Origin of the sequence: Rhodocytophaga aerolata, from assembly GCF_030503435.1 — a bacterium.
Classification (GTDB): domain Bacteria; phylum Bacteroidota; class Bacteroidia; order Cytophagales; family 172606-1; genus Rhodocytophaga; species Rhodocytophaga aerolata.
The window spans coordinates 21,383-41,991 of sequence record NZ_JAUKPO010000025.1; the positions used below are offsets into that span (position 1 = coordinate 21,383).

Annotated in this window: 14 protein-coding genes; 8 read left to right on the top strand and 6 right to left on the bottom strand. The window is 40.5% G+C overall.

What is annotated here, in order from left to right:
• Positions 1 to 492: 492 nt before the first annotated feature.
• A complete protein-coding gene (gene cysN / locus Q0590_RS27505; RefSeq protein ID WP_302040859.1) occupies positions 493 to 1,758 on the top strand; it encodes a sulfate adenylyltransferase subunit CysN in 1,266 nt (421 codons plus the stop codon).
• A gap of 112 nt (positions 1,759 to 1,870) precedes the next feature.
• Here the strand turns inward: cysN and Q0590_RS27510 are convergent, their stop codons facing one another.
• From Q0590_RS27510 to rplU, 4 genes are all read right to left on the bottom strand, one after another.
• Entirely contained in the window at positions 1,871 to 2,872 is a 1,002-nt protein-coding gene (locus Q0590_RS27510) for a DUF1570 domain-containing protein (protein WP_302040860.1), read from the bottom strand.
• A 225-nt stretch (positions 2,873 to 3,097) separates the two neighbouring features.
• Positions 3,098 to 3,688, bottom strand: coding sequence for a NifU family protein (locus Q0590_RS27515; RefSeq protein ID WP_302040861.1), 591 nt, complete (start codon positions 3,686 to 3,688; stop codon positions 3,098 to 3,100).
• Positions 3,689 to 3,879: 191 nt separating this feature from the next.
• On the bottom strand, positions 3,880 to 4,158 hold the full coding sequence (gene rpmA / locus Q0590_RS27520) for a 50S ribosomal protein L27 (protein ID WP_302040862.1): 279 nt from the start codon (positions 4,156 to 4,158) through the stop codon (positions 3,880 to 3,882).
• A 32-nt stretch (positions 4,159 to 4,190) separates the two neighbouring features.
• Positions 4,191 to 4,502 carry a 50S ribosomal protein L21 gene (gene rplU / locus Q0590_RS27525; RefSeq protein WP_302040863.1) on the bottom strand — a complete coding sequence of 104 codons (312 nt, stop codon included), beginning with the start codon at positions 4,500 to 4,502 and terminating at the stop codon, positions 4,191 to 4,193.
• Positions 4,503 to 4,818: 316 nt separating this feature from the next.
• Between rplU and Q0590_RS27530 the strand changes: the two genes are divergently transcribed.
• The 4 genes from Q0590_RS27530 to Q0590_RS27545 all read left to right on the top strand — a co-directional run bounded on the left by Q0590_RS27530 (position 4,819) and on the right by Q0590_RS27545 (position 12,793).
• Complete coding sequence (locus tag Q0590_RS27530) at positions 4,819 to 5,799, top strand: ribonucleoside-diphosphate reductase small subunit (protein WP_302040864.1); 981 nt, start codon at positions 4,819 to 4,821, stop codon at positions 5,797 to 5,799.
• Positions 5,800 to 6,043: 244 nt separating this feature from the next.
• Positions 6,044 to 8,437 (top strand): ribonucleoside-diphosphate reductase subunit alpha, encoded by a 2,394-nt coding sequence (locus Q0590_RS27535; protein ID WP_302040865.1) that lies wholly within the window; start codon positions 6,044 to 6,046, stop codon positions 8,435 to 8,437.
• Positions 8,438 to 8,666: 229 nt separating this feature from the next.
• Positions 8,667 to 10,067, top strand: a complete 1,401-nt coding sequence (locus tag Q0590_RS27540; protein ID WP_302040866.1) for a 3' terminal RNA ribose 2'-O-methyltransferase Hen1 — start codon at positions 8,667 to 8,669, stop codon at positions 10,065 to 10,067.
• A 149-nt stretch (positions 10,068 to 10,216) separates the two neighbouring features.
• Positions 10,217 to 12,793 carry a polynucleotide kinase-phosphatase gene (locus Q0590_RS27545; RefSeq protein WP_302040867.1) on the top strand — a complete coding sequence of 859 codons (2,577 nt, stop codon included), beginning with the start codon at positions 10,217 to 10,219 and terminating at the stop codon, positions 12,791 to 12,793.
• A gap of 220 nt (positions 12,794 to 13,013) precedes the next feature.
• Here the strand turns inward: Q0590_RS27545 and Q0590_RS27550 are convergent, their stop codons facing one another.
• Positions 13,014 to 14,285, bottom strand: a complete 1,272-nt coding sequence (locus tag Q0590_RS27550; RefSeq protein WP_302040868.1) for a glycosyltransferase family 61 protein — start codon at positions 14,283 to 14,285, stop codon at positions 13,014 to 13,016.
• Between the two features lie 782 nt (positions 14,286 to 15,067).
• On the bottom strand, positions 15,068 to 17,134 hold the full coding sequence (locus Q0590_RS27555) for a PKD domain-containing protein (protein WP_302040869.1): 2,067 nt from the start codon (positions 17,132 to 17,134) through the stop codon (positions 15,068 to 15,070).
• 504 nt (positions 17,135 to 17,638) lie between these two features.
• Between Q0590_RS27555 and Q0590_RS27560 the strand changes: the two genes are divergently transcribed.
• The 3 genes from Q0590_RS27560 to Q0590_RS27570 all read left to right on the top strand — a co-directional run bounded on the left by Q0590_RS27560 (position 17,639) and on the right by Q0590_RS27570 (position 20,605).
• On the top strand, positions 17,639 to 18,328 hold the full coding sequence (locus Q0590_RS27560) for an Ig-like domain-containing protein (RefSeq protein WP_302040870.1): 690 nt from the start codon (positions 17,639 to 17,641) through the stop codon (positions 18,326 to 18,328).
• Between the two features lie 82 nt (positions 18,329 to 18,410).
• Positions 18,411 to 18,953, top strand: a complete 543-nt coding sequence (locus Q0590_RS27565) for an RNA polymerase sigma factor (RefSeq protein WP_302040871.1) — start codon at positions 18,411 to 18,413, stop codon at positions 18,951 to 18,953.
• Positions 18,947 to 20,605 (top strand): hypothetical protein, encoded by a 1,659-nt coding sequence (locus tag Q0590_RS27570; RefSeq protein WP_302040872.1) that lies wholly within the window; start codon positions 18,947 to 18,949, stop codon positions 20,603 to 20,605. The genes Q0590_RS27565 and Q0590_RS27570 overlap by 7 nt, the downstream gene beginning before the upstream one ends.
• The last annotated feature ends 4 nt before the right edge of the window (positions 20,606 to 20,609 follow it).

Below are 20,609 nucleotides of genomic sequence, written 5' to 3' on the forward strand. Positions count from 1 at the left end.
AAGAATGCTCAAAGTAGCAAAATTTTTATAAATGTTAGTAGTATTTTGGTTTTTATAGATTTACTGTTAGAAGCCATCCAGTGTAGGTATCAATCACTGGAGTACGTATTTTTTCTACCTATAAAAACATAGCAATTTACAGATATTATCTGTTATGCTGAGAGGCATATAGCTTGGAAGTAAGTTTTTGAGTAAAAAGAGAGAAACTGTTCATTACAATTATGAATAACAAATAAGACTTTTCTTTATATCAATACTTATTTCCCTAAGTTAGCTAGTTGAAAAAGAATATGCTTGATTTATTTAACTCTACTGATTCTATAGATTTCTTTTGAATTCTATATCTTTGCCAGGATATTGTATGGCGAGGCTTGATTAGGGCAGGCATCCGGTTATTTCCTGCCAGACTTCCTGTATTGTATAAGTCGTTTTGATATATTTCATCAGAGTACCTATTTGCTTCTGATAAGCTAACTATTCTATTTTGCAACTATGACACAAACAAACTATCTGGATATGGACCTGCTGCGGTTTACTACTGCAGGCAGCGTGGACGACGGTAAGAGTACTCTTATTGGCCGGTTATTGTACGATTCTAAATCTATTTTTGAAGATCAGCTGGAAGCTATTGAACGAAGCAGCAAGCAACGCGGTGATGGATATGTGAATCTGGCTTTGCTGACAGATGGCCTCCGGGCAGAACGTGAACAGGGAATTACTATTGATGTAGCTTACCGGTACTTTGCTACGCCAAAGCGTAAATTTATTATTGCCGATACTCCGGGCCATATCCAATATACCCGCAACATGGTTACGGGAGCTTCTACGGCTAACTTAGCCATTGTATTGGTAGATGCCCGCCATGGGGTAGTAGAACAAACCTGCCGCCATGCATTTATTGCATCTTTGCTACAAATAAAGCATTTAGTGCTGTGCGTGAATAAAATGGACCTGGTAGAGTACAAGCAGGAAATATTTGAGAAAATAAAAGCCGATTTTCAGGCATTTGCTTCTAAGCTTTCTGTTCCGGATATTCACTACATCCCTATAAGTGCCTTAAATGGCGATAATGTGGTGGATAAATCTACCCGGATGGATTGGTATGGTGGATCTACGTTAATGTATACGTTAGAAAATGTACATATTGCCAGTGACCTCAATCATGTGGATAGCCGTTTTCCGGTACAATGGGTGATCCGGCCACAATCCGAACAATATCATGATTTCCGGGGATATGCTGGACGTGTTGAAGGAGGTATATTCAAAGCAGGAGACGAAGTAATGGCTTTACCTTCCGGTTTTACTACTACTATTAAAAGCATTGAAACATTTGATGGCCCGGTGACAGAGGCTTTTCCTCCGATGTCAGTCGTAATGACCTTGAATGATGAAATTGATATAAGCCGGGGAGACATGCTTGTAAAACCCAATAACCAGCCGGAGGTAAGCCAGGATATTGAAATAATGCTTTGCTGGCTGAATGAGAAAAAACTACAACCGGGAGGTAAGTATGGCATCAGGCATACTACCAAAGAAGCCCGCTGTGTGGTAAAAGATGTACGCTATAAAATAAACATTAACACCTTGCACCGGGTAGAAGACGACCGTACGATTGGGCTGAATGATATTGGCCGTGTATTGATTCGTACTACTCAACCACTCTTGTACGATAGTTATAGCCGGAACCGTTTTACAGGTAGCCTCATTCTGGTAGATGAATTTACTAATGAAACCGTAGCTGCCGGAATGATCATTTAAACAGGAATTTGGCTATTTTGTTACTTTGTTTAAATTTTTACAAAAATCTTACATAACATAAAAAGGGAGCAGTAATTTTTCTGCTCCCTTTTTATTTAATATGGATGATAGTTTAGTTGACAATACTTAACACCTTTTTCATCAATTTTGATGTCTTAGATTCCTTTATTTCCGGCTTGGGACGTTCGATAACCAATACCTGATTTTGTTTCTCAGTTGGAATCCAGTTTTTCCAGTCTTTCTCAAACTTACTGTGCTGACCCGGATAATAAATATCAATTGCCCGTACGGAAGCTAGTTTATCCGATTGTTTCTTATAAAAATAGTGAAGACAATCTTTAATAAAGGCTTGTCCTTCGTTGTTGGACATTAAGAAGTAAACCATAGACCAGGCCAGGGCACGTGGTTGGTCAGATAAATTATTTTCTTTATCCCACTCTTCATTGTATTTACCTAAATAGGCTTGTAACTCAGGCATTTTGCCAGTCTCCAGCCATTTTTTTGTTTTCTCGTCTTTAATGATCTGCGGCTTAATCTGTACTTCTTTACCAGATACATCCATGTTCTCGAAATACTCAGATAATCCTTCGTTAATCCATTTCGGACAATTTTCAGCATTGCTTCTCAGCAGCAGATGGCTGGTTTCATGAAACAAGGTACTCAGAAACTGATCTTCATTTTTGTTCTTCCATACTACAGCTTCTTTTAAGCTATGAATATATAAACCAATATTAGAACCAGTAGTACTTGGGGATGCTTTGCGGATATATTTTTTATAAGCATTTATGTCTTCAAACACCCTGATTTTCACAACCAAACTTGGCGGAAACTGGTAGGCAAATTTTGTTTCATAAAAGTTGTACAAAAAGTTAACCCCTCTTCTTATTTTAACGTTAGACTCTGCATCCAGCTGAAAATCTTCTGCAATTACCTCGATAGGTGGCTCAGCAACTTTATAGCTGGCATATTTTGCAGTAGCAGCTGTTTCATAATGTCTGGCGTCTTTTGATGCAGATTGAGAAGCAGTTGTACAACTATTTGTTACAAAACACGAAGAAACAATTAGACTTAAACCGAGAAAAACTCTTTTAGGCAGCAATGGGGCGATAAACATGGCAAACAATCAAGAAATAATATATTGAACTCTGAAAATTAGTATTACATAGTTAGTACATATTTCTTTTTTTTGCAGGCTAAAATTTGGCTATATCATACACCAGCAATATTCTGCTGAAACAGAAAAGTTACGCCCTGTGATACTAATAAATGGGTAATTTACTAGTATCACAGGGCGTGCCAGAAACGTGTGTTTCCAGTATTTTTCTAATAATTATTTGGATTAAACTCCTTCGGCTACTACTTCTTTCACTTCATCCGGTAACATTCGCTTAAGTAAATTCTCAATTCCTGCCTTTAATGTAAGAGTAGACGATGGGCAACCGCTGCAAGATCCCTGTAACAACACTTTTACGGTACCTTCATGGTAAGAATGAAAATTAATGGCTCCTCCATCCGATTCAACTGCCGGACGGACGTATTCATCTAACAAATGCTTGATTTTCTGTACTACTTCCGGGTCTTGGTCTGTACCTGCCGCTTCAGAAGACTTATACTCCTCTACCCTCTTTGCCGTTAGAATAGGCCGGTTATCTTCCATATATTCTTTTATAAACTTTTTCAGGGGTAGTAGTACATCGTCCCATGAAGTGCTCTCATCCTTTGTAACCGTTACAAAATTGTTCATTAAGAATACTCTTCTTACATAAGGAAGCTCAAAAAGAGCTATAGCCAGCGGAGAATCTGTGGCACTTTGTGCATCCGGAAAGTCAATGGAAGTATTGTCAGGAACCAGCATGTAGTTCAACACAAACTTCATAGAGTTGGGGTTGGGATTGGATTCCGTATAAACATTTACATATTTTTTTAACATATACGTAATAATTAAAGTGTGTGCAAAGCAGTTCTATGTATCTATGCAAGGACTGATTTTCAAATTTAGTTCTTTTCCTCTGCAATTTCTGTCTAAAAAATAAGATTGCTTGCCTGGCGGATTTCCTATAGAGCTATAAATAAAAAGAGGCTGCCGGATGGGGCAGCCTCTTTTTATATGTGTATGCAAAGTTATTCAGCGGCTACGGCTACTTCTTCTGCCGCTATGATATGAACAACTGATCTGTCTTTTATACCTTTCTTGAACAAAACAGTACCGTCTACCAATGCAAACAAGGTATGGTCTTTACCAATGCCTACATTAATTCCAGGGTGATGTTTTGTACCTCTCTGGCGTATAATAATATTGCCGGCTTTGGCAACTTGTCCGCCATATATCTTTACGCCCAGACGTTTACTGTGCGATTCTCTACCGTTACGGGAACTACCCGCGCCTTTTTTGTGTGCCATGGTATTATAAAGTTTTTAGCTTTTGCGATTTACTACAAGGTAATGTCTTCGATCAGAACTTTGGTGAACTGCTGACGATGACCTATCTTTTTACGGTAACCTTTTCTTCTTCTTTTTTTGAAGACGATTACTTTTTCACCTTTTACGTGTTCCAGAATTTTTCCGGAAATTGAGGCTCCCGAGACAGTAGGCGCACCTACGGATATCTCCCCGCCATTATCGACAAGTAATACTTTGTCGAACACAATGCCAGCGCCTGCTTCTCCTGCCAACCTGTGGACATAAAGAAACCGATCTTTTTCTACTTTAAATTGCTGACCTGCGATATCTACAATTGCGTACATGTAATTGTTTGTTAACTTTTTGAAAATGGACTGCAAATCTAGAAATAAGATCCCTAATTACAAAGTGATTCAGCTACAATTAAATATTTTTTAATATACACCTGGATATCAATGTATTGAAATACAAAAAATTAACTGGTTGTGCACACTTATCCACATCTTATCCAGCAGTTATCCACATTAATTTGTTGAAAACAATTCTAATGTGTATCCTATTTTTGTAGTAGAACTTTTTGGGGTTTTGTTTGTCTGGTATATAAATGTAGCGTAGAATTACCCCAATCAATATTTCCAATACCATTAAACCTATACTTCTATGAGCCAACCTCTCAATAACGAGCCACTATTGCAGGAAAACAAAAACCGCTTTGTACTTTTTCCGATTCAGCACGACGATATTTGGAAAATGTATAAGCAGGCCGAAGCCAGTTTCTGGACAGCCGAAGAAATAGACCTCTCCCCTGACCTCAAAGACTGGGAAAAGCTGAATGATGGCGAAAGGCATTTTATTTCACATGTATTGGCCTTCTTTGCAGCTAGCGACGGAATTGTAAATGAAAACCTGGCAACTAACTTTATGAATGAAGTGCAGTTTCCGGAAGCTAAGTGTTTTTATGGGTTCCAGATTATGATGGAAAATATCCACTCAGAAACCTACTCCTTATTAATAGATACCTATATTAAAGATTCCAGAGAGAAAGATAAATTATTTAATGCCCTGGAAACTGTGCCATGTGTAGGTAAAAAAGGTGAATGGGCATTGAAGTGGATTGAGAGTGGGAGCTTTATCGAACGCTTAATTGCATTTGCAGCGGTAGAAGGGATATTTTTCTCTGGTAGTTTCTGTTCCATCTTCTGGCTGAAGAAAAGAGGGTTGATGCCTGGGCTAAGCTTCTCTAACCAGCTGATCTCCCGCGACGAAGGATTGCACTGCGAATTTGCTTGCCTGCTATATAATAATTATATAGTAAACAAAGTATCACAGGAACGTGTATATGAAATTATAACAGACGCAGTAGCAATTGAAAAGGAATTTATAACAGAAGCATTACCAGTTGGTTTGATCGGTATGAATGCCAACTTAATGTCACAATATATAGAGTATGTAGCCGATTTCTGGCTTACCCGCTTAGGATATGCCAAGTATTACAATACTGCCAATCCGTTCGATTTTATGGATGCTATCTCTCTCCAGGGCAAAACTAACTTCTTTGAAAACCGCGTAGCCGAATACCAGAAGGCTGGCGTAATGAATGAAAAAGAATCAGTAAAATTCAGTTTAGATGAAGACTTCTAGAAGCTTTTTGTAAACTGGTTGTAAAAGCCCTGCTTTACTTTCTATAGTAGGGCTTTTAATTTTCCCTTATCATTCCCTAATCACTTTCCTTATAAAAGTATATTTCTTTTTTTTGTATCCATATATTAAAATTTAACAAAAAAATTTAGTTACTTTCATGACACATTCGTTTTAAGTTACGTAATACACTTAAAATGCATGGATCAATAGATTTTATTATTCATTCACCCATAACCTTAAATCTATGTTTGTAATCAAAAGAGACGGAAGACGCGAGTCTGTCAAGTTCGACAAGATCACAGCCAGAATTGAAAGGCTTAGTTATGGTTTAGATACTAACTATGTACAGCCAGTAGAAATTGCTAAAAAAGTAATTGCCGGCTTATATGATGGCGTAACCACAGCTGAACTTGATAATTTGGCAGCCGAAACAGCGGCTTCCATGACTACCACGCACCCGGATTATGCCATATTAGCCGCGCGTATTGCTGTGTCTAACTTGCATAAAACCACCAGCAAGTCTTTTTCCAACACCATGAAAAGGCTTTACACCTATATAGATCCAAAAACTGGTGAGAATGCTTCGATGATCTCTAAGGAGGTATATGAAGTGGTGCGGAAGAATGCAGCTCTTTTGGATTCAAGTATTATCTACGACCGTGATTTTAGCTACGATTATTTTGGTTTCAAAACCTTAGAAAAGTCGTATTTGTTGAGAATTGATGGCAAAGTAGCCGAACGTCCGCAGCAAATGCTGATGCGTGTGGCCGTAGGCATTCATATGGATGATATGGAAGCAGCTATTGAAACCTACAATCTGCTGTCAGAGAAATGGTTTACCCATGCTACGCCTACCCTGTTCAACGCAGGTACACCGAAACCGCAACTTTCCAGCTGTTTCCTGCTTACCATGCAGAACGACAGTATTGATGGAATTTATGATACATTAAAGCAATGCGCTAAAATTTCCCAGTCTGCTGGCGGTATTGGTTTAAGCATCCATAATGTACGGGCTACTGGTTCTTATATCAAAGGTACCAATGGCACGTCTAATGGTATCATTCCCATGCTGAAAGTGTTTAATGACACAGCCCGTTATGTAGACCAGGGGGGCGGTAAACGCAAAGGCGCTTTTGCTATCTATTTAGAGCCTTGGCATGCAGATATTTTTGAATTCCTGGATCTGAAAAAGAACCACGGCAAAGAAGAATTACGTGCCCGTGACCTGTTCTATGCTCTTTGGATTCCTGACCTGTTCATGAAGCGGGTAGAAGAGAACAGCACCTGGTCGCTGATGTGCCCCAACGAATGCCCTGGCTTGGCCGATTGCTATGGCGATGACTTCGAAAAATTGTATGAAAAATACGAACGCGAAGGCAGAGCCCGTAAAACTATAAAAGCACAGGAATTGTGGTTTGAAATTCTGGAATCGCAGACAGAAACAGGTACACCGTATGTTTTGTTTAAAGACCACGCCAACCGCAAGTCTAACCAAAAGAACCTGGGTACCATTAAATCTTCCAACCTGTGTACCGAAATCATGGAGTATACCTCCAATGACGAAGTAGCTGTTTGTAACCTGGCTTCTATTGCCTTGCCAAAATTTGTAGTAGATGGCAAATTCGACCACCAGCAGTTATTAGAAGTTACCAAAGTAGCTACTAAAAACCTGAACAAGATCATAGATATTAATTACTATCCGGTTCCGCAAGCCAGAAACTCCAACATGCGCCACCGCCCTATTGGCTTAGGTGTACAAGGATTGGCAGATGCCTTTATTATGCTGCGTATGCCTTTCGAGTCAGATGAAGCGCAAGGGCTAAACCGTGATATTTTTGAAACTATTTATTTTGGCGCACTAACCGCTTCTATGGAACTAGCCAAGAAACATGGTCCATACGAAACGTTTAAAGGCTCGCCTATTTCTAAAGGCATCTTCCAGTTTGATATGTGGGGTGTAGAACCCAAATCTGGCCGTTGGGACTGGAATGGCTTACGTAAAGAAATTAAGCAGTATGGTGTACGCAACTCTTTATTGCTGGCTCCTATGCCTACTGCTTCTACCTCTCAGATATTAGGTAACAATGAATGTTTTGAACCCTATACTTCCAACATTTACACCCGCCGTGTACTGTCAGGTGAGTTTACTGTGGTGAACAAACATCTATTAAAAGACCTGGTACGGCTGAACCTGTGGAATGAGCAGATGAAGAACAAAGTAATTAAGTCTAACGGTTCTATTCAAAATATCCCTGAAATACCACAGCATATTAAAGACCTGTACAAAACTGTATGGGAAATTAAGCAGAAAACCATTATAGATATGGCTGCTGACCGGGGTGCCTTCATCTGCCAGAGCCAAAGCCTGAACATCCACATTCAGGACCCGAACTTCGGAAAGCTGACTTCTATGCACTTCTACGCCTGGAAAAAAGGCCTGAAGACTGGTATGTATTACCTGCGTACCAAAGCAGCTGCCGATGCGGTGAAGTTTACTGTAGTAGAAAAACAAGCCGAAGTAGCCTTGCAACCCGTACTCCTAAGCCAGGACGAAATGGTTCGCGCGAAAGAGCAAAATGCCAATGACATGACCTGCTCCCTGGACGATCCGGAAGGATGCGAGGCCTGCGGAAGCTAGTAAAGATAAATGTTCTGTACTCTATTGCACACAAAAAGCGCAGCCCCTGGCTGCGCTTTTTGTTTTTATACTGTTTGTCTATAGGTAGAAATTTTTCTTATTATCTCCTTTTACCCACATTAAGATTCCAAAAAACGTTCAAAATTTCTAAAGCCTGCAATAGGTAGTATAAAAACGACTTGGTAAAATCTCAAAATTTCCACACTTTCCGATTTCGTCAATCTAAATTATGCTTTTAACTATTTCCACTACACACCAGCCAGCTACTGATTTAGGCTATTTGTTATATAAACATCCTGATAAGGTACAATCAGTAGAGCTTTCGCAGGGCAAAGCCCACATTTTTTATCCCGAAGCTACTGAAGAGAAATGTACTATAGCTTTATTGTTGGATATCGATCCTGTTGGCCTGGTGCGGAATGCCAAAGGGCCGTCCGGCGAAGGATTTGCTCTGGAACAGTATGTAAACGACCGCCCCTATGTGGCTTCTTCTTTTATGAGTGTGGCCATTGCCAGAGCTTTTGCTACAGCAATGAATGGTACCTGCAAAGACAGGCCTGAACTGGTCAACACATCCCTACCGGTGGAAGTAACTATTTCTGTACTTCCCTGCAAAGGCGGCGAATACTTTTTGCGGAAGCTATTTGAACCTTTAGGCTACCAAGTGCAAGCTACACATCACCCCCTAGATTCTAACTTCCCGGAGTGGGGAGAAAGCCGGTATTTCACAGTTAAACTGACACATACTATCCGGTTAAAAAATGTATTATCCCATCTGTATGTACTCATTCCGGTACTGGACAATGATAAACATTATTGGGTAGGCGAGCATGAAATTGAAAAACTTCTTGATAAAGGCGAAGGATGGCTGCAAACTCATCCGGAACGGGAGCAAATTACCAGGAGGTATTTAAAGAATCTGGCTCCCCTTACCAAATATGCCTTAGCCATACTTAGCGCAGAAGAACAAGCAGAAGTTGGCCTTGAGGAAGAGTTACCTGCTGAAATCATAGAAAAAAAGAAAACCCTACACGAACAACGTCTGGCTTTAACAGTAGAGCAGTTGGTAAAAAGTGGAGCCAAACGGGTTCTGGATCTGGGTTGTGGCGAAGGAAAACTACTAAGATTACTCCTGCTGGAGAAGCAATTTGAAGAAATCCTGGGAATGGATGTTTCATTCCAATCACTGGAAAATGCCAGAGACCGCTTAAAACTGGACCGCTTGCCAGAAAAGCAAAAGGAACGTATTAAACTGATTCAAGGCTCATTGTTGTACAGAGATAAACGTCTGGCAGGATACGATGCAGCGGCTATTGTTGAAGTAATTGAACACTTAAATAAATCCCGCCTAGCTACTTTTGAACGGGTAGTGTTCGGATTTGCCAAACCAGGTACCATTGTACTTACCACACCTAATGCGGAATATAATCAGAAATATGAAACGCTTACAGCGGGCACATTTCGCCATGCTGACCACCGTTTTGAATGGACAAGGGCTGAGTTTGAAGTATGGGCAAAAAATGTAGCTTCTGTGTATCATTACCAGGTACACTTTCTGCCTGTTGGCCCAGAAGATGTTATGGTAGGCGCCTCTTCGCAAATGGCCATCTTTGAGACTATACCTAGGTAAGTTCTTGCTAACCAGCTATTCTACTTAGGAAGGAGCAAAATAAAAAGCTCTGTCCAATTAAGATCATTTATACTTTTTGCGATCTGCCTAACCTATATACTCAGTAAACTAACAAAATAGCTTTTACTTTATTTAAGCATCCATTCCTCATGTATATACAAATTCCAGAACTTTCCTTAGTCGTATTAATTGGTGCTTCTGGCTCCGGAAAATCCTCTTTTGCCCGCAAACATTTTAAATCTACAGAAGTAGTTTCGTCCGATGCCTGCCGCGGTATCGTTTCCGATGATGAAAACAATCAGGCGGCTACTGCAGATGCGTTTGAACTACTCCATTATATAGTAGCTAAACGATTAAAACGAGGTTTGCTTACCGTAGTAGATGCCACCAATGTTCAGCCGGAGAGTAGAAAACACCTTATCCAATTGGCTAGAGAATATCATGTGCTGCCTGTAGCTATTGTATTAGACATGCCCGAAAAAGTTTGTTATGAACGTAACAATCTACGTCCTGACAGAAATTTTGGAAAACATGTAATAGCACAGCATAGGCAGCAGTTAAGAAAATCGTTAAGAAACCTAAAAGGGGAAGGATTCAGGCATGTACATATATTAAGTTCTGAAGAAGAAACAAATGCGGTAGAACAAATTGTACGGGACCCATTGCATAATAATAAAAAAGCAGAAACAGGACCGTTTGATATCATCGGAGATATTCATGGTTGTTTCGATGAACTAATGCTTCTATTAGAGAGATTGGAATATAAAGTAGAACAGGTAGAAGCTACTAGACAAAACTTTGGGTTTGTTGTAACACCACCTGCCGGAAGGAAAGCCATCTTCCTGGGTGACCTGGTAGACCGCGGCCCTGCCTCTCCACAAGTACTAAAGGTAGTCATGAGTATGGTAAATGCGAATACTGCCTTGTGTGTACCTGGCAACCATGATATGAAACTGCACCAAAAGCTATCGGGCAGAAATGTACAACTAAAGCATGGCCTGGCACTTACCATGGAGCAACTGGCACACGAGCCGGAAGAATTTATCCGGATAGTAGATGTATTTTTGGATAAACTAGTCAGCCACTATGTACTAGACCATGGAAACCTGGTAGTGGCACATGCTGGCTTACGGGCAGAAATGCAAGGCAGAGGTTCCGGAGCTGTTCGGGCTTTTTGTTTATATGGAGAGACTACCGGAGAAACCGATGAATTTGGCTTACCTGTACGCTATAACTGGGCGGCCGACTACCGGGGAAAAGCTATGGTAGTATATGGCCATACACCCGTACCGGAGCCGGAATGGCTGAATAATACCATTGACATTGACACTGGCTGTGTATTTGGCGGCGCTTTAACTGCCCTGCGTTATCCGGAAAAAGAACTGGTAAGCATACCTGCCAAGCAAGTATATTATGAATCGGCCAAGCCACTGGATTATGAAAAACGTAAAGCCCAGGCTTTACGTGCGCAACAGCAAGAAGATGATGTACTGGATATTGAAGAAGTAACAGGGAAGCGGATAATTTCTACCAGCTTAGCCCATACGGTAACCATCCGGGAAGAGAATACTATTGCTGCCCTGGAGGTAATGAGCCGTTTTGCTGTAAATCCCAAATGGCTTATCTACCTTCCTCCTACTATGTCGCCTTGTGAAACAAGTAAGTTGCCCGAGTATCTGGAGCATCCGAAAGAAGCATTAGAGTATTACGCCAGACAAGGTATTACACAAGTAGTGTGTCAGGAAAAACATATGGGTTCTCGGGCAGTGGTGGTTATTTGCCGGGATGAAGCAGCGGCACTAAGCCGGTTTGGTGTACATAACGAAGGCATTGGCACTTGTTATACCCGTACCGGCCGGAACTTCTTTAATGACTCTGCTTTGGAACAAGCGTTTATGCAACGGCTAAAAAATGCGTTGGATAAGAGCCATTTCTGGGAGAGGTTTCAAACAACCTGGGTATGCCTGGATTGTGAGCTAATGCCCTGGTCAGCTAAAGCACTGGCTTTGTTACAAAACCAGTATGCCTCTGTGGGAACTGCTGCCGGTGCCGCTTTGCCTGATGTGGTGGATGTACTATATCAAACCAGTGAACGAGGTATAGATGTTTCGCAATTGCTCAATGAATATTCACAGCGAAGAGAACTGACACAGAAATACTCCGAAGCTTACAGACGTTACTGCTGGAGCGTAACTTCTATAGAAGATTACAAGCTAGCTCCTTTTCACATTCTGGCTACAGAAGATGCTGTGCATACAGATAAAGATCATGTGTGGCATATGTCAACCATAAAAGCTATCTGTGAAGCTGATCCGGATTTTTTAATGGCCACTCCCTATCAGGTACTAGATTTGACAGATGAACAGCAATACCAGCAAGGCATTACTTGGTGGGAGAAGCTTACTGCTACAGGTGGTGAAGGAATGGTGGTAAAACCGCTGAATTTCATTAGCAAAGGCAGCAAAGGACTTGTGCAGCCTGCCGTTAAATGCCGGGGAAAAGAATATTTACGGATAATTTATGGCCCGGAATATACAGCTCCTCAACATTTGCAACGTTTACGGTCCAGAGGTTTATCGGGAAAGCGGTCTTTAGCCTTACGGGAATTTGCTTTAGGGATGGAGGGGTTAGAAAGATTTGCCAGGAAAGAGCCTTTACGCAATGTGCATGAATGTGTATTTGGTGTATTAGCTTTGGAGAGCGAACCTATTGATCCCAGATTATAAAAGCACAACCTTACAATATATATTCCTAGCAGGTTTATTCTTAAATCTTTTTATTGCCAGCCATCTGCCTACAAAGGAAATAAGTTTTCAACTTAAAATTGTAAAGGAAGCTCTTTATCAAAAGATGCGCCAAATGACGAATATTTTGATGCAGTACAGTAGCAAAGAGGCCATACCATTTAGACAGGGTATGGCCTCTTGTAAATTTGTGAAGGGTATGTTACAAATACATCCGGAACGTTAATCCCGGAATAATGTCACTTGCATTAGGGCCAGTACTCAACATCTCCTGTACTTTTTGCTTCAATTTATCTATATCCACTGTTATATCTTCCCGTTCACCCTCTTTACTAGTCGTAGCTGGCGAAGGATGTTTGCAGATAAGATAATAATAGTTCATCCCTACCGATTTGGCCATATTGTAATAGTGCGTATGAACAAATCCCTGCGAAAATATTTCCAGTACCTTGGCTTGCGGATTTGCATAGAATAAACTGCCCAGCCCAGCACTGCTGGCAGACACAATAACTTTTGCTTTATAAAAAAGGTTAATTTTTTCTTTGAAAGATAACTTACTAGATAAAATGGTTTCGAAGCCATCCGCCTTAAGTACGTTAATTACACTATCTTCATTAGTTACTATGCGTAAGTTGGAATCTTTGCGGCTAATGTATATCATAGCCGGAGATGGCTTATCATCCAGTATTTCTTCGGTCAGAAAGTATTTGCGATGAAGGGTTGTAACCCAATCCGGAATAAGAAAACTCCGCTTTCCACGTGGAGCCGTAGAAGCTATAATTGTATCTGCCTGCAGATGATGCACCAGCTGCCCATTGATGATTTTGTGCTCATCTATACCAAGCATTTTCAACGAGTCTTTATGATAGTCATGGGCATAATTAGGTAATACAAACCAGTCCACTGTATTAAACAATCCACTTTCTTTTAACAGAAAAATACGTGGCAGTACGTCAATTAGCCAGTGTCCATAATTATTTACGGCTCCTCCGCCAGTTAACGCCGTAAATACAGTGCCTTTGTAATATACAGGTTCTTTAAAATACTTTTGTTTAAAAACTGCATTAACCGGGTCCGGACCTTTGCTAGGATTGTATTGGAAAGACACATCGTTAATCAGCTTATTATCTGCACTTATAACAGCTATTGTCCCTACATTATCTGTAAATATACGTCCATTGGGCACTTTTACCACCTGGTAATGGGTGGTTACAGCTAATGTACACGGATCATCCGCTGCGTCTCCATCGTACACTTTATATGCCGATAAAGCTTGATATAAAGACTCAGGTACTTTTAACTTAGTTGTAAGCTCAGGGTACAGGCTTATACAACGTGCATCTGTACTGTTGGCTTTACAAAACTCTTCGCTGGTACAATAAGTGCCTGTAGGCCGGTAGCGAAGGTTGTAGGGAATGGTTTGTTCCATGAGGCGTGTCAGCCTGTTGGTGATTTTTGGTAGTAGTTTGGTCATAAATAGTAAAATGACAACTGAAACATATGCGCTACAAGATTAAAGCTTTAAAAACCTATACTTATTTATATATAATATAGGCTACATTAGTTTTAATGGCTGCAAACCCTAAATGTAAACATCATGGCACAGCACATTTACACAAAACAATCCTGCTTTCCTGTAATTTAACCGTTGACTAATAGTACTTGAATTTAATTAGGCTTGTAGTATCATGTTAAGTTGTTAGCATAGCTAAATAATAGCCGATCTGAATTCTCGCCTCTGAGTTATCGAATAAAAAGTAGTTTCAGCTAACGGTAGTATGACAAATGATGTTTATTTATCTTAAAAAATAGTTTAATCAAAATAAGCCATCTGTATACGCTAGTGAAGTTGCCACAATAAAGGTACCAGATTGGCAAAACATGCTGGTTTCGTTTGTATATTTAGGTAAATATCTTCACATTATAAAGGAATACGATCATAAATTTTTCAACACAATTGTACTTACTTATTACTAGCCTCAAGACTACAATCAACTCGAATACTTTTACTGCAAACTAATATTTATTTGCCTACCTAGGTTGCCAGCTATCTACTTATACTTGACTTTATATAATTTAGTTACTGTACATTTAGCAGCTAAAGCAGGCATAAATGGCCAACCATAAGGCGATAAAAAAGCCAAGCTTGTTAGAATGAACCAGTTAATTATTCCCTATTCCTTCGGGTAATCGCATATAAATTCTATCGTGTATACCTGATTACTCTTATGGCTACCAGGTATACACGATAGCCCATCAGTGTCTATAATAGTTGAATGAAGTATTGTCAGGATTGAAAATTTTCAGTTGCCAGAAAGGTTGTCCGGTAACAGCGTCATGTAGCTGGGTGATTTCGTAACGGAGAGTCATACCGCCTGGCTGCACTTCCAGGTCTACGCTCTGGCTGGTATCGCAGGGGTTGTAAAATTTGCTGCGCCAGTAGCTTTCCTGAAAAGTAAGCATGTTTGCAGCCTGCGTTACTGTTCCGGTAATGTATTCGGCTGAATAAGGGTTACCACAGCCAGCCTGCGGGCCATATTCAGCAATTGTCCATATATAGCTGCCATCCTCCTTAATTTTTAAGCCAAACCCGGCATGTGGATTCATCGTCCAGGGATCGGCTGCTCCACGGAACCATTTATTAGCCTGCCGGTCATAGAACTTTTCATCCAGTGCATACTCCCGTTTAAAACTCCAATCATCCAGCCATTCTCCGGCAAGAGTTACAGCAGGTACTTCAACAGATGTTAATTTTATGTTTCCCTGTACCATATTACTAAATGTGTTTGAGGTTCCGGCATCGGTATTAAGGAGAGCCCCCTGATGTGTAAAAGCAACAATACCCCAGCCTAAACTATTTGTAAGGACTGATTGCTGAATAGACACGTTACCACCGGCACCTACCACAACATTAGCTTTATAGGTATCTACCTCTTTATTACCAGCATAGGAAACCTCTGCAAATACCAGTTTATTCTGTTCGTGTGCTGTGTTAAATACAATACCTCCCCAATGAAGATTGGCTGTTTTAGTACGGGCAGTAAAGGTAATTTTGTTAGTCAGCTCACCAGCTGCATATAAATAGCCATTGTTCTCTACCCGCATCACCAGTCCCTGCATGAACTCCAGGCTTACACCTTGTGCTAGTTGCAACCCAGATTGCACAGAAATGTCGCCAGTAACATAATAACTGCCGTTATCAGTCAGATCGGGCCAGGTTACTTCCGTAAAATGGTTTATTATACCACTTGTTTCTACGCCATTATAGCCATTATTTCCTGTAAAAACAGACGCAGCATCCAGCTTATGAACTTGCCGGGCGGGCACATATAGGGCACTACCAGTATTTTTGCTGAACACATTGGTAGAGAAGCCATTCAGCTCCGACATTCCTTGTACATACATCCCATAGCCGCCACTGAAAGCAAAAAGTGTATTGGCTACTTTAATAGAAGATGCTGCATTTGTACTACTTACTAAAGTTAGATTAGCTCGAATATCTGCCTGTAGTTGCATAAAACTGCTGCTGCCAGCAAATTCTATGGCAGCAAAATCTAACTCATTCAACTCGTTGTTACTTTCTAATAATATACCTTTCCAGAAACCGGCTGTTTTAGTTTTTCCGGTAAAAACAATTCTTTCAGCTTGGGTGCCTTTTGCAACTAACGTACCCTGCGGGAAAACATGTAACCCTTTGTCATTTTCAAATTCAATAATTACTCCTGGTTTCACTGTGAGTTTGGCTTTCAGCAGAAGATGATCTGTAACCAGGTAGTCGGGTTTTGTAGGATCTGGATTGATGTTTTCCAGTATACGGTCTGTAGTTATTTCTCCACTTAAGGCAACTAAATCTGGTGGGGTTACAGTAATTAGCACGTTATCTTTCGCTTGCCCATGGATGTTAGCTACGGTGAGTTCCAGCTCATATTCCCCGGCTACGTCTGCTGTAAAACTAGCTTTTGCAGCTGTTCCATTAACAAGCAAAGTAGTGCTGCCAGCTGGTTTCTTCGTAAAAATCCAGGCATAGCTTAGAGCTGTACCTTTGCTGTCTTTGGATGCACTGCCATCTAATGCTACTACCTGTCCAGATTTTATAGTCTGGTCTGCACCGGCACTGGCCGTAACTTTGGCTTGCGGCTCTGGAGCAGGTTTTAGTTCATCATCTTTTTTGCAAGCAGCTAAAGTAATAATAGCTGTTAGTAAAAGTACTGAGGCTTTGTTAAGTATTGTATGTAAAGAAGCATTGGAAGGCCACCATACATGTACTGTAAAGGGTTTGTGTGAAAATAGTTTTGTAACAAACTGTTTAATAAAGGGTGTCATTGTATAAATTGTTTAAGAACATAGGGTGTTTATTAGTAAAAGCAAGCAACTAGCCGGCATAGCTATATCAAGCAATAGCTAAGGCTAAAGCCATAAATCAGAAATTAGTTAATGGGTTAAGGTTTATACAAGACTGACCAGTAATAGGTCTTTTAAACTTAAGGAGGCCCCTGCGCAGGATTTACCAGAAAAAGTAAGTATTTCTTTGTGTATTAAGCTTTGTCTACTGATAAGACAAGGCCTTATTTTGAAGGGTTGCCTGAAAGAAAAAAATAATTTCATTTTTTTTACTGATCATTTCCGGCTATACTGCACGGCCATCAAGCTCAATTCTGAATTACTAAAAAGCATTCGCTTTACTCGATTCATAGTAGAAACACTGTTGGGTAGTTGTACATTTTATTAGAAAAAGGCTTCAGTAAAATTTAGGAAAAGATAAAGGCCAGGCAACCCTTGAGATACCTTGCTTGTCTTACCATCAGAACGCACTATTTACCACTCATAATGAAAGGCTACTTCTCAAAACTTCAAAAGCTATTTTTGCTGACAGGAAGTATTTTGTTAGCTATAAGCTGCGATAAGGTGATGGATGATGTATTGCCAATTGCATTCCAGGATTTCCAATTATACCCAGACGATATTTACTTTTACAATTCCGGCGCTTGGATAAACAGACTTGACCCTTTAATTAATGATAGTATAAAAGGAAGTGCCAATGTAATGTTCGATAAGCCTATGCATGGGCAATTATCCGTAGAAGCTGATGGAGACACGTATTATAAACCTGATACTAACTTTTTCGGAACGGATAGCTTGATGTATACGGTATGTAGCCCGGAGATATGTAAATCAGAGAAAATCCGCTTGTTTGTAGAACGGCCATTAGACCCTAACAATTGTACTACTGTATTAGGAGCTGACTCCATAGAAACCACTAAAAATACACCAAAGTCTATTAGAATATTTATGAACGATATGATATGCCCGGGGGTAGGCGGTTGGAGTGTCTTTAAGCCAGAAAAGGGCACCTATGAAAGTGTAGCATACGCAGGTGGCTTTAAGAATTTAATATATATCTACACTCCACCTAAAAATTTTACCGGAGAAGATTCTTTTACATATAGAATACATCCTGATCCTGATAATTACTATGGCAACTATTTAGAGATGGTAGTAAAAGTGACAGTAAAATAACTACTACCGGGTTATTTACCTATAGTATAATTGCAGCCACCTAGTTACTGAAAACAAAACCCTTATATATTCTATAACACACGTGTACTCCGAGCAGGAAATTGTAGCAGGTTGCAAGCAGGGAAAAGCATTGTTCCAGGAAAAACTGTATCAACTTTATTCCCGGCGCATGATGGCCGTCTGTATCCGGTATACGAAATCCCGCTTTGAGGCAGAGGATATTTTTCAGGAGGCATTTGTAAAAGTATTCAAACACATCCATAGCTACAGTGGCGGATCATTTGAAGGCTGGATGAGACGCATTTTTGTAAACACAGCTATTAATCAGTATCATAAAAGCCGGAAATACCAGGAGCAAGTCGATTATAGTACTATTGAAGAAAGCTCCCCTTCTGAAGAAGATATTGTTAGTGATATTTCTGGCAAAGAATTGCTCTTGTTAATTGATCAACTTCCGGAAGGATACAAGCTGGTATTTAACTTATATGAAGTAGAAGGATATACCCACCGGGAGATCAGTGAAATGCTTGGTATTGCAGAAGGCACCTCTAAATCGCAACTGGCCAAGGCTAAAAGTTACCTGAAGAAAATTCTGCTTACTTATTCAATGAAGGAAAAATGCTGAACGATAAAGAACTGGAAAATATCCGGCGTAAAATGCTGGAGTTGGATGAAGAGCCCCCTGTTAAAGCCTGGGCAGCTATTCAGGCAGAAATTAAGCCACGCCACCGCTGGCGATTTTTCTGGTGGTTGAGTTCTGCTTTATTGATACTATCAGCCATAAGCGTGTATTTCTTTTGGGACAAGCTACCGATACATACAGCTGCACCATCAGCTAGTGCTCATGTACCTTCACTTGCACAAACACCGAAACCCATCGAAAAACAAGATCACTCAACCCATTCCACACAGAAGGATCAACCTGCATTGTCTATTAGTGAACCAGAACATTTGCTTCCTTCGGCGGAAACAAAGCCAAACGCTGAAGGAATTAAACCTGATCTGGAAAAGGCAGCTTCACCAATAAATCGTATTTCTAAAAATAACCTGCTTTCACAACCAAATATTAAAGCTCCTATAACAAAAGGAATAACACTCAAAGAAGACTCCATTCTACTTATAGAGGCTAATACAGGCAAAATAGCCAGTATGCCCGGTAATCCGGACAAGAAAACCAAGCCGGAATTTCAGCCTAAACATAAAGAAAAGCTGGAAAACAACTCCTTGCCTGGCCACAACTTGATGCAAGGCAAATCTACTAAACCAGACATTGAGATAGCAAATACTGAGGTAACGACTAAAAAGCAGCAGACAAATTCGGATAAAACGGGCCCTAGCTCATTCAGCGAAAACACCTTATCCATAAAGCCACCCAGCCAGGAAAAACTAAATACTCCTGCTGACCTGGAACAAGATAGGTCTGCTGAATTCACCAATACTGATCCTACAACTTCGCCCTTAGTCGAAACACCTGTTGGCATACCTGCTCCGGATACGGCAAGTGTAGTACTTGAACCAGATACCGCTTCTCAGGCTAAAGAAACAATTATTGTTACTCCGCCCGGCAGCAAGGGTTCAAAAGAATGGACTGTCGGTTTGTTTTTCTCTCCCAGATATTCCTTCCGGATTGTTACGCCTAGCAGTTCGGATGATATTTATATTGAGAATCTTACCACCCGGCCTAAATCTGGCTCGGAAAGAATGGGATATGAACTGGGCATAAGTGTAAGTAAAGCTATTACTAACCGTTTGTATCTGGAAAGCAGTCTGGCTTTTATGCAGTTGAAAGAGAATGTAGCCTATTCGTATACTACAGGCAAAGTAGATACTTTACTCCGGAAAGGTTCCAGTGACGGGCAACAGATTCAACTAACAGCCGTGTATGCCTCAGGAAACCGCCAACTGGTTAGTTCGTATGCCTATGGAGGCTGGCGGTTAGGCGCAACTTACTACTTCTGGCAAAATCACCGCCGCCGGTTCAATATTACCATGAACGGCGGTATAAACCTGCTGGTAAAAGGCCAGACCACAGAAGTGATAAATGGACAGGAATCTAAAACAATTAATTTCCCTTCCAAAGAAAACATACTGGAACAGACGAACTATAACTTACTCATAGGGGCTGGCTATTCCCTGCAAGTGATGGAAAAATATGAATTGATGTTCATGCCAACCCTCAACTATTTTCTGGGCTCTACTTTCAAAGCCAGAGAGCCTTTTGGTTTGCAACCTTATTCACTAGGTATTCATGTACAAGTAAAAAGGCGGCTGAAATAATAGA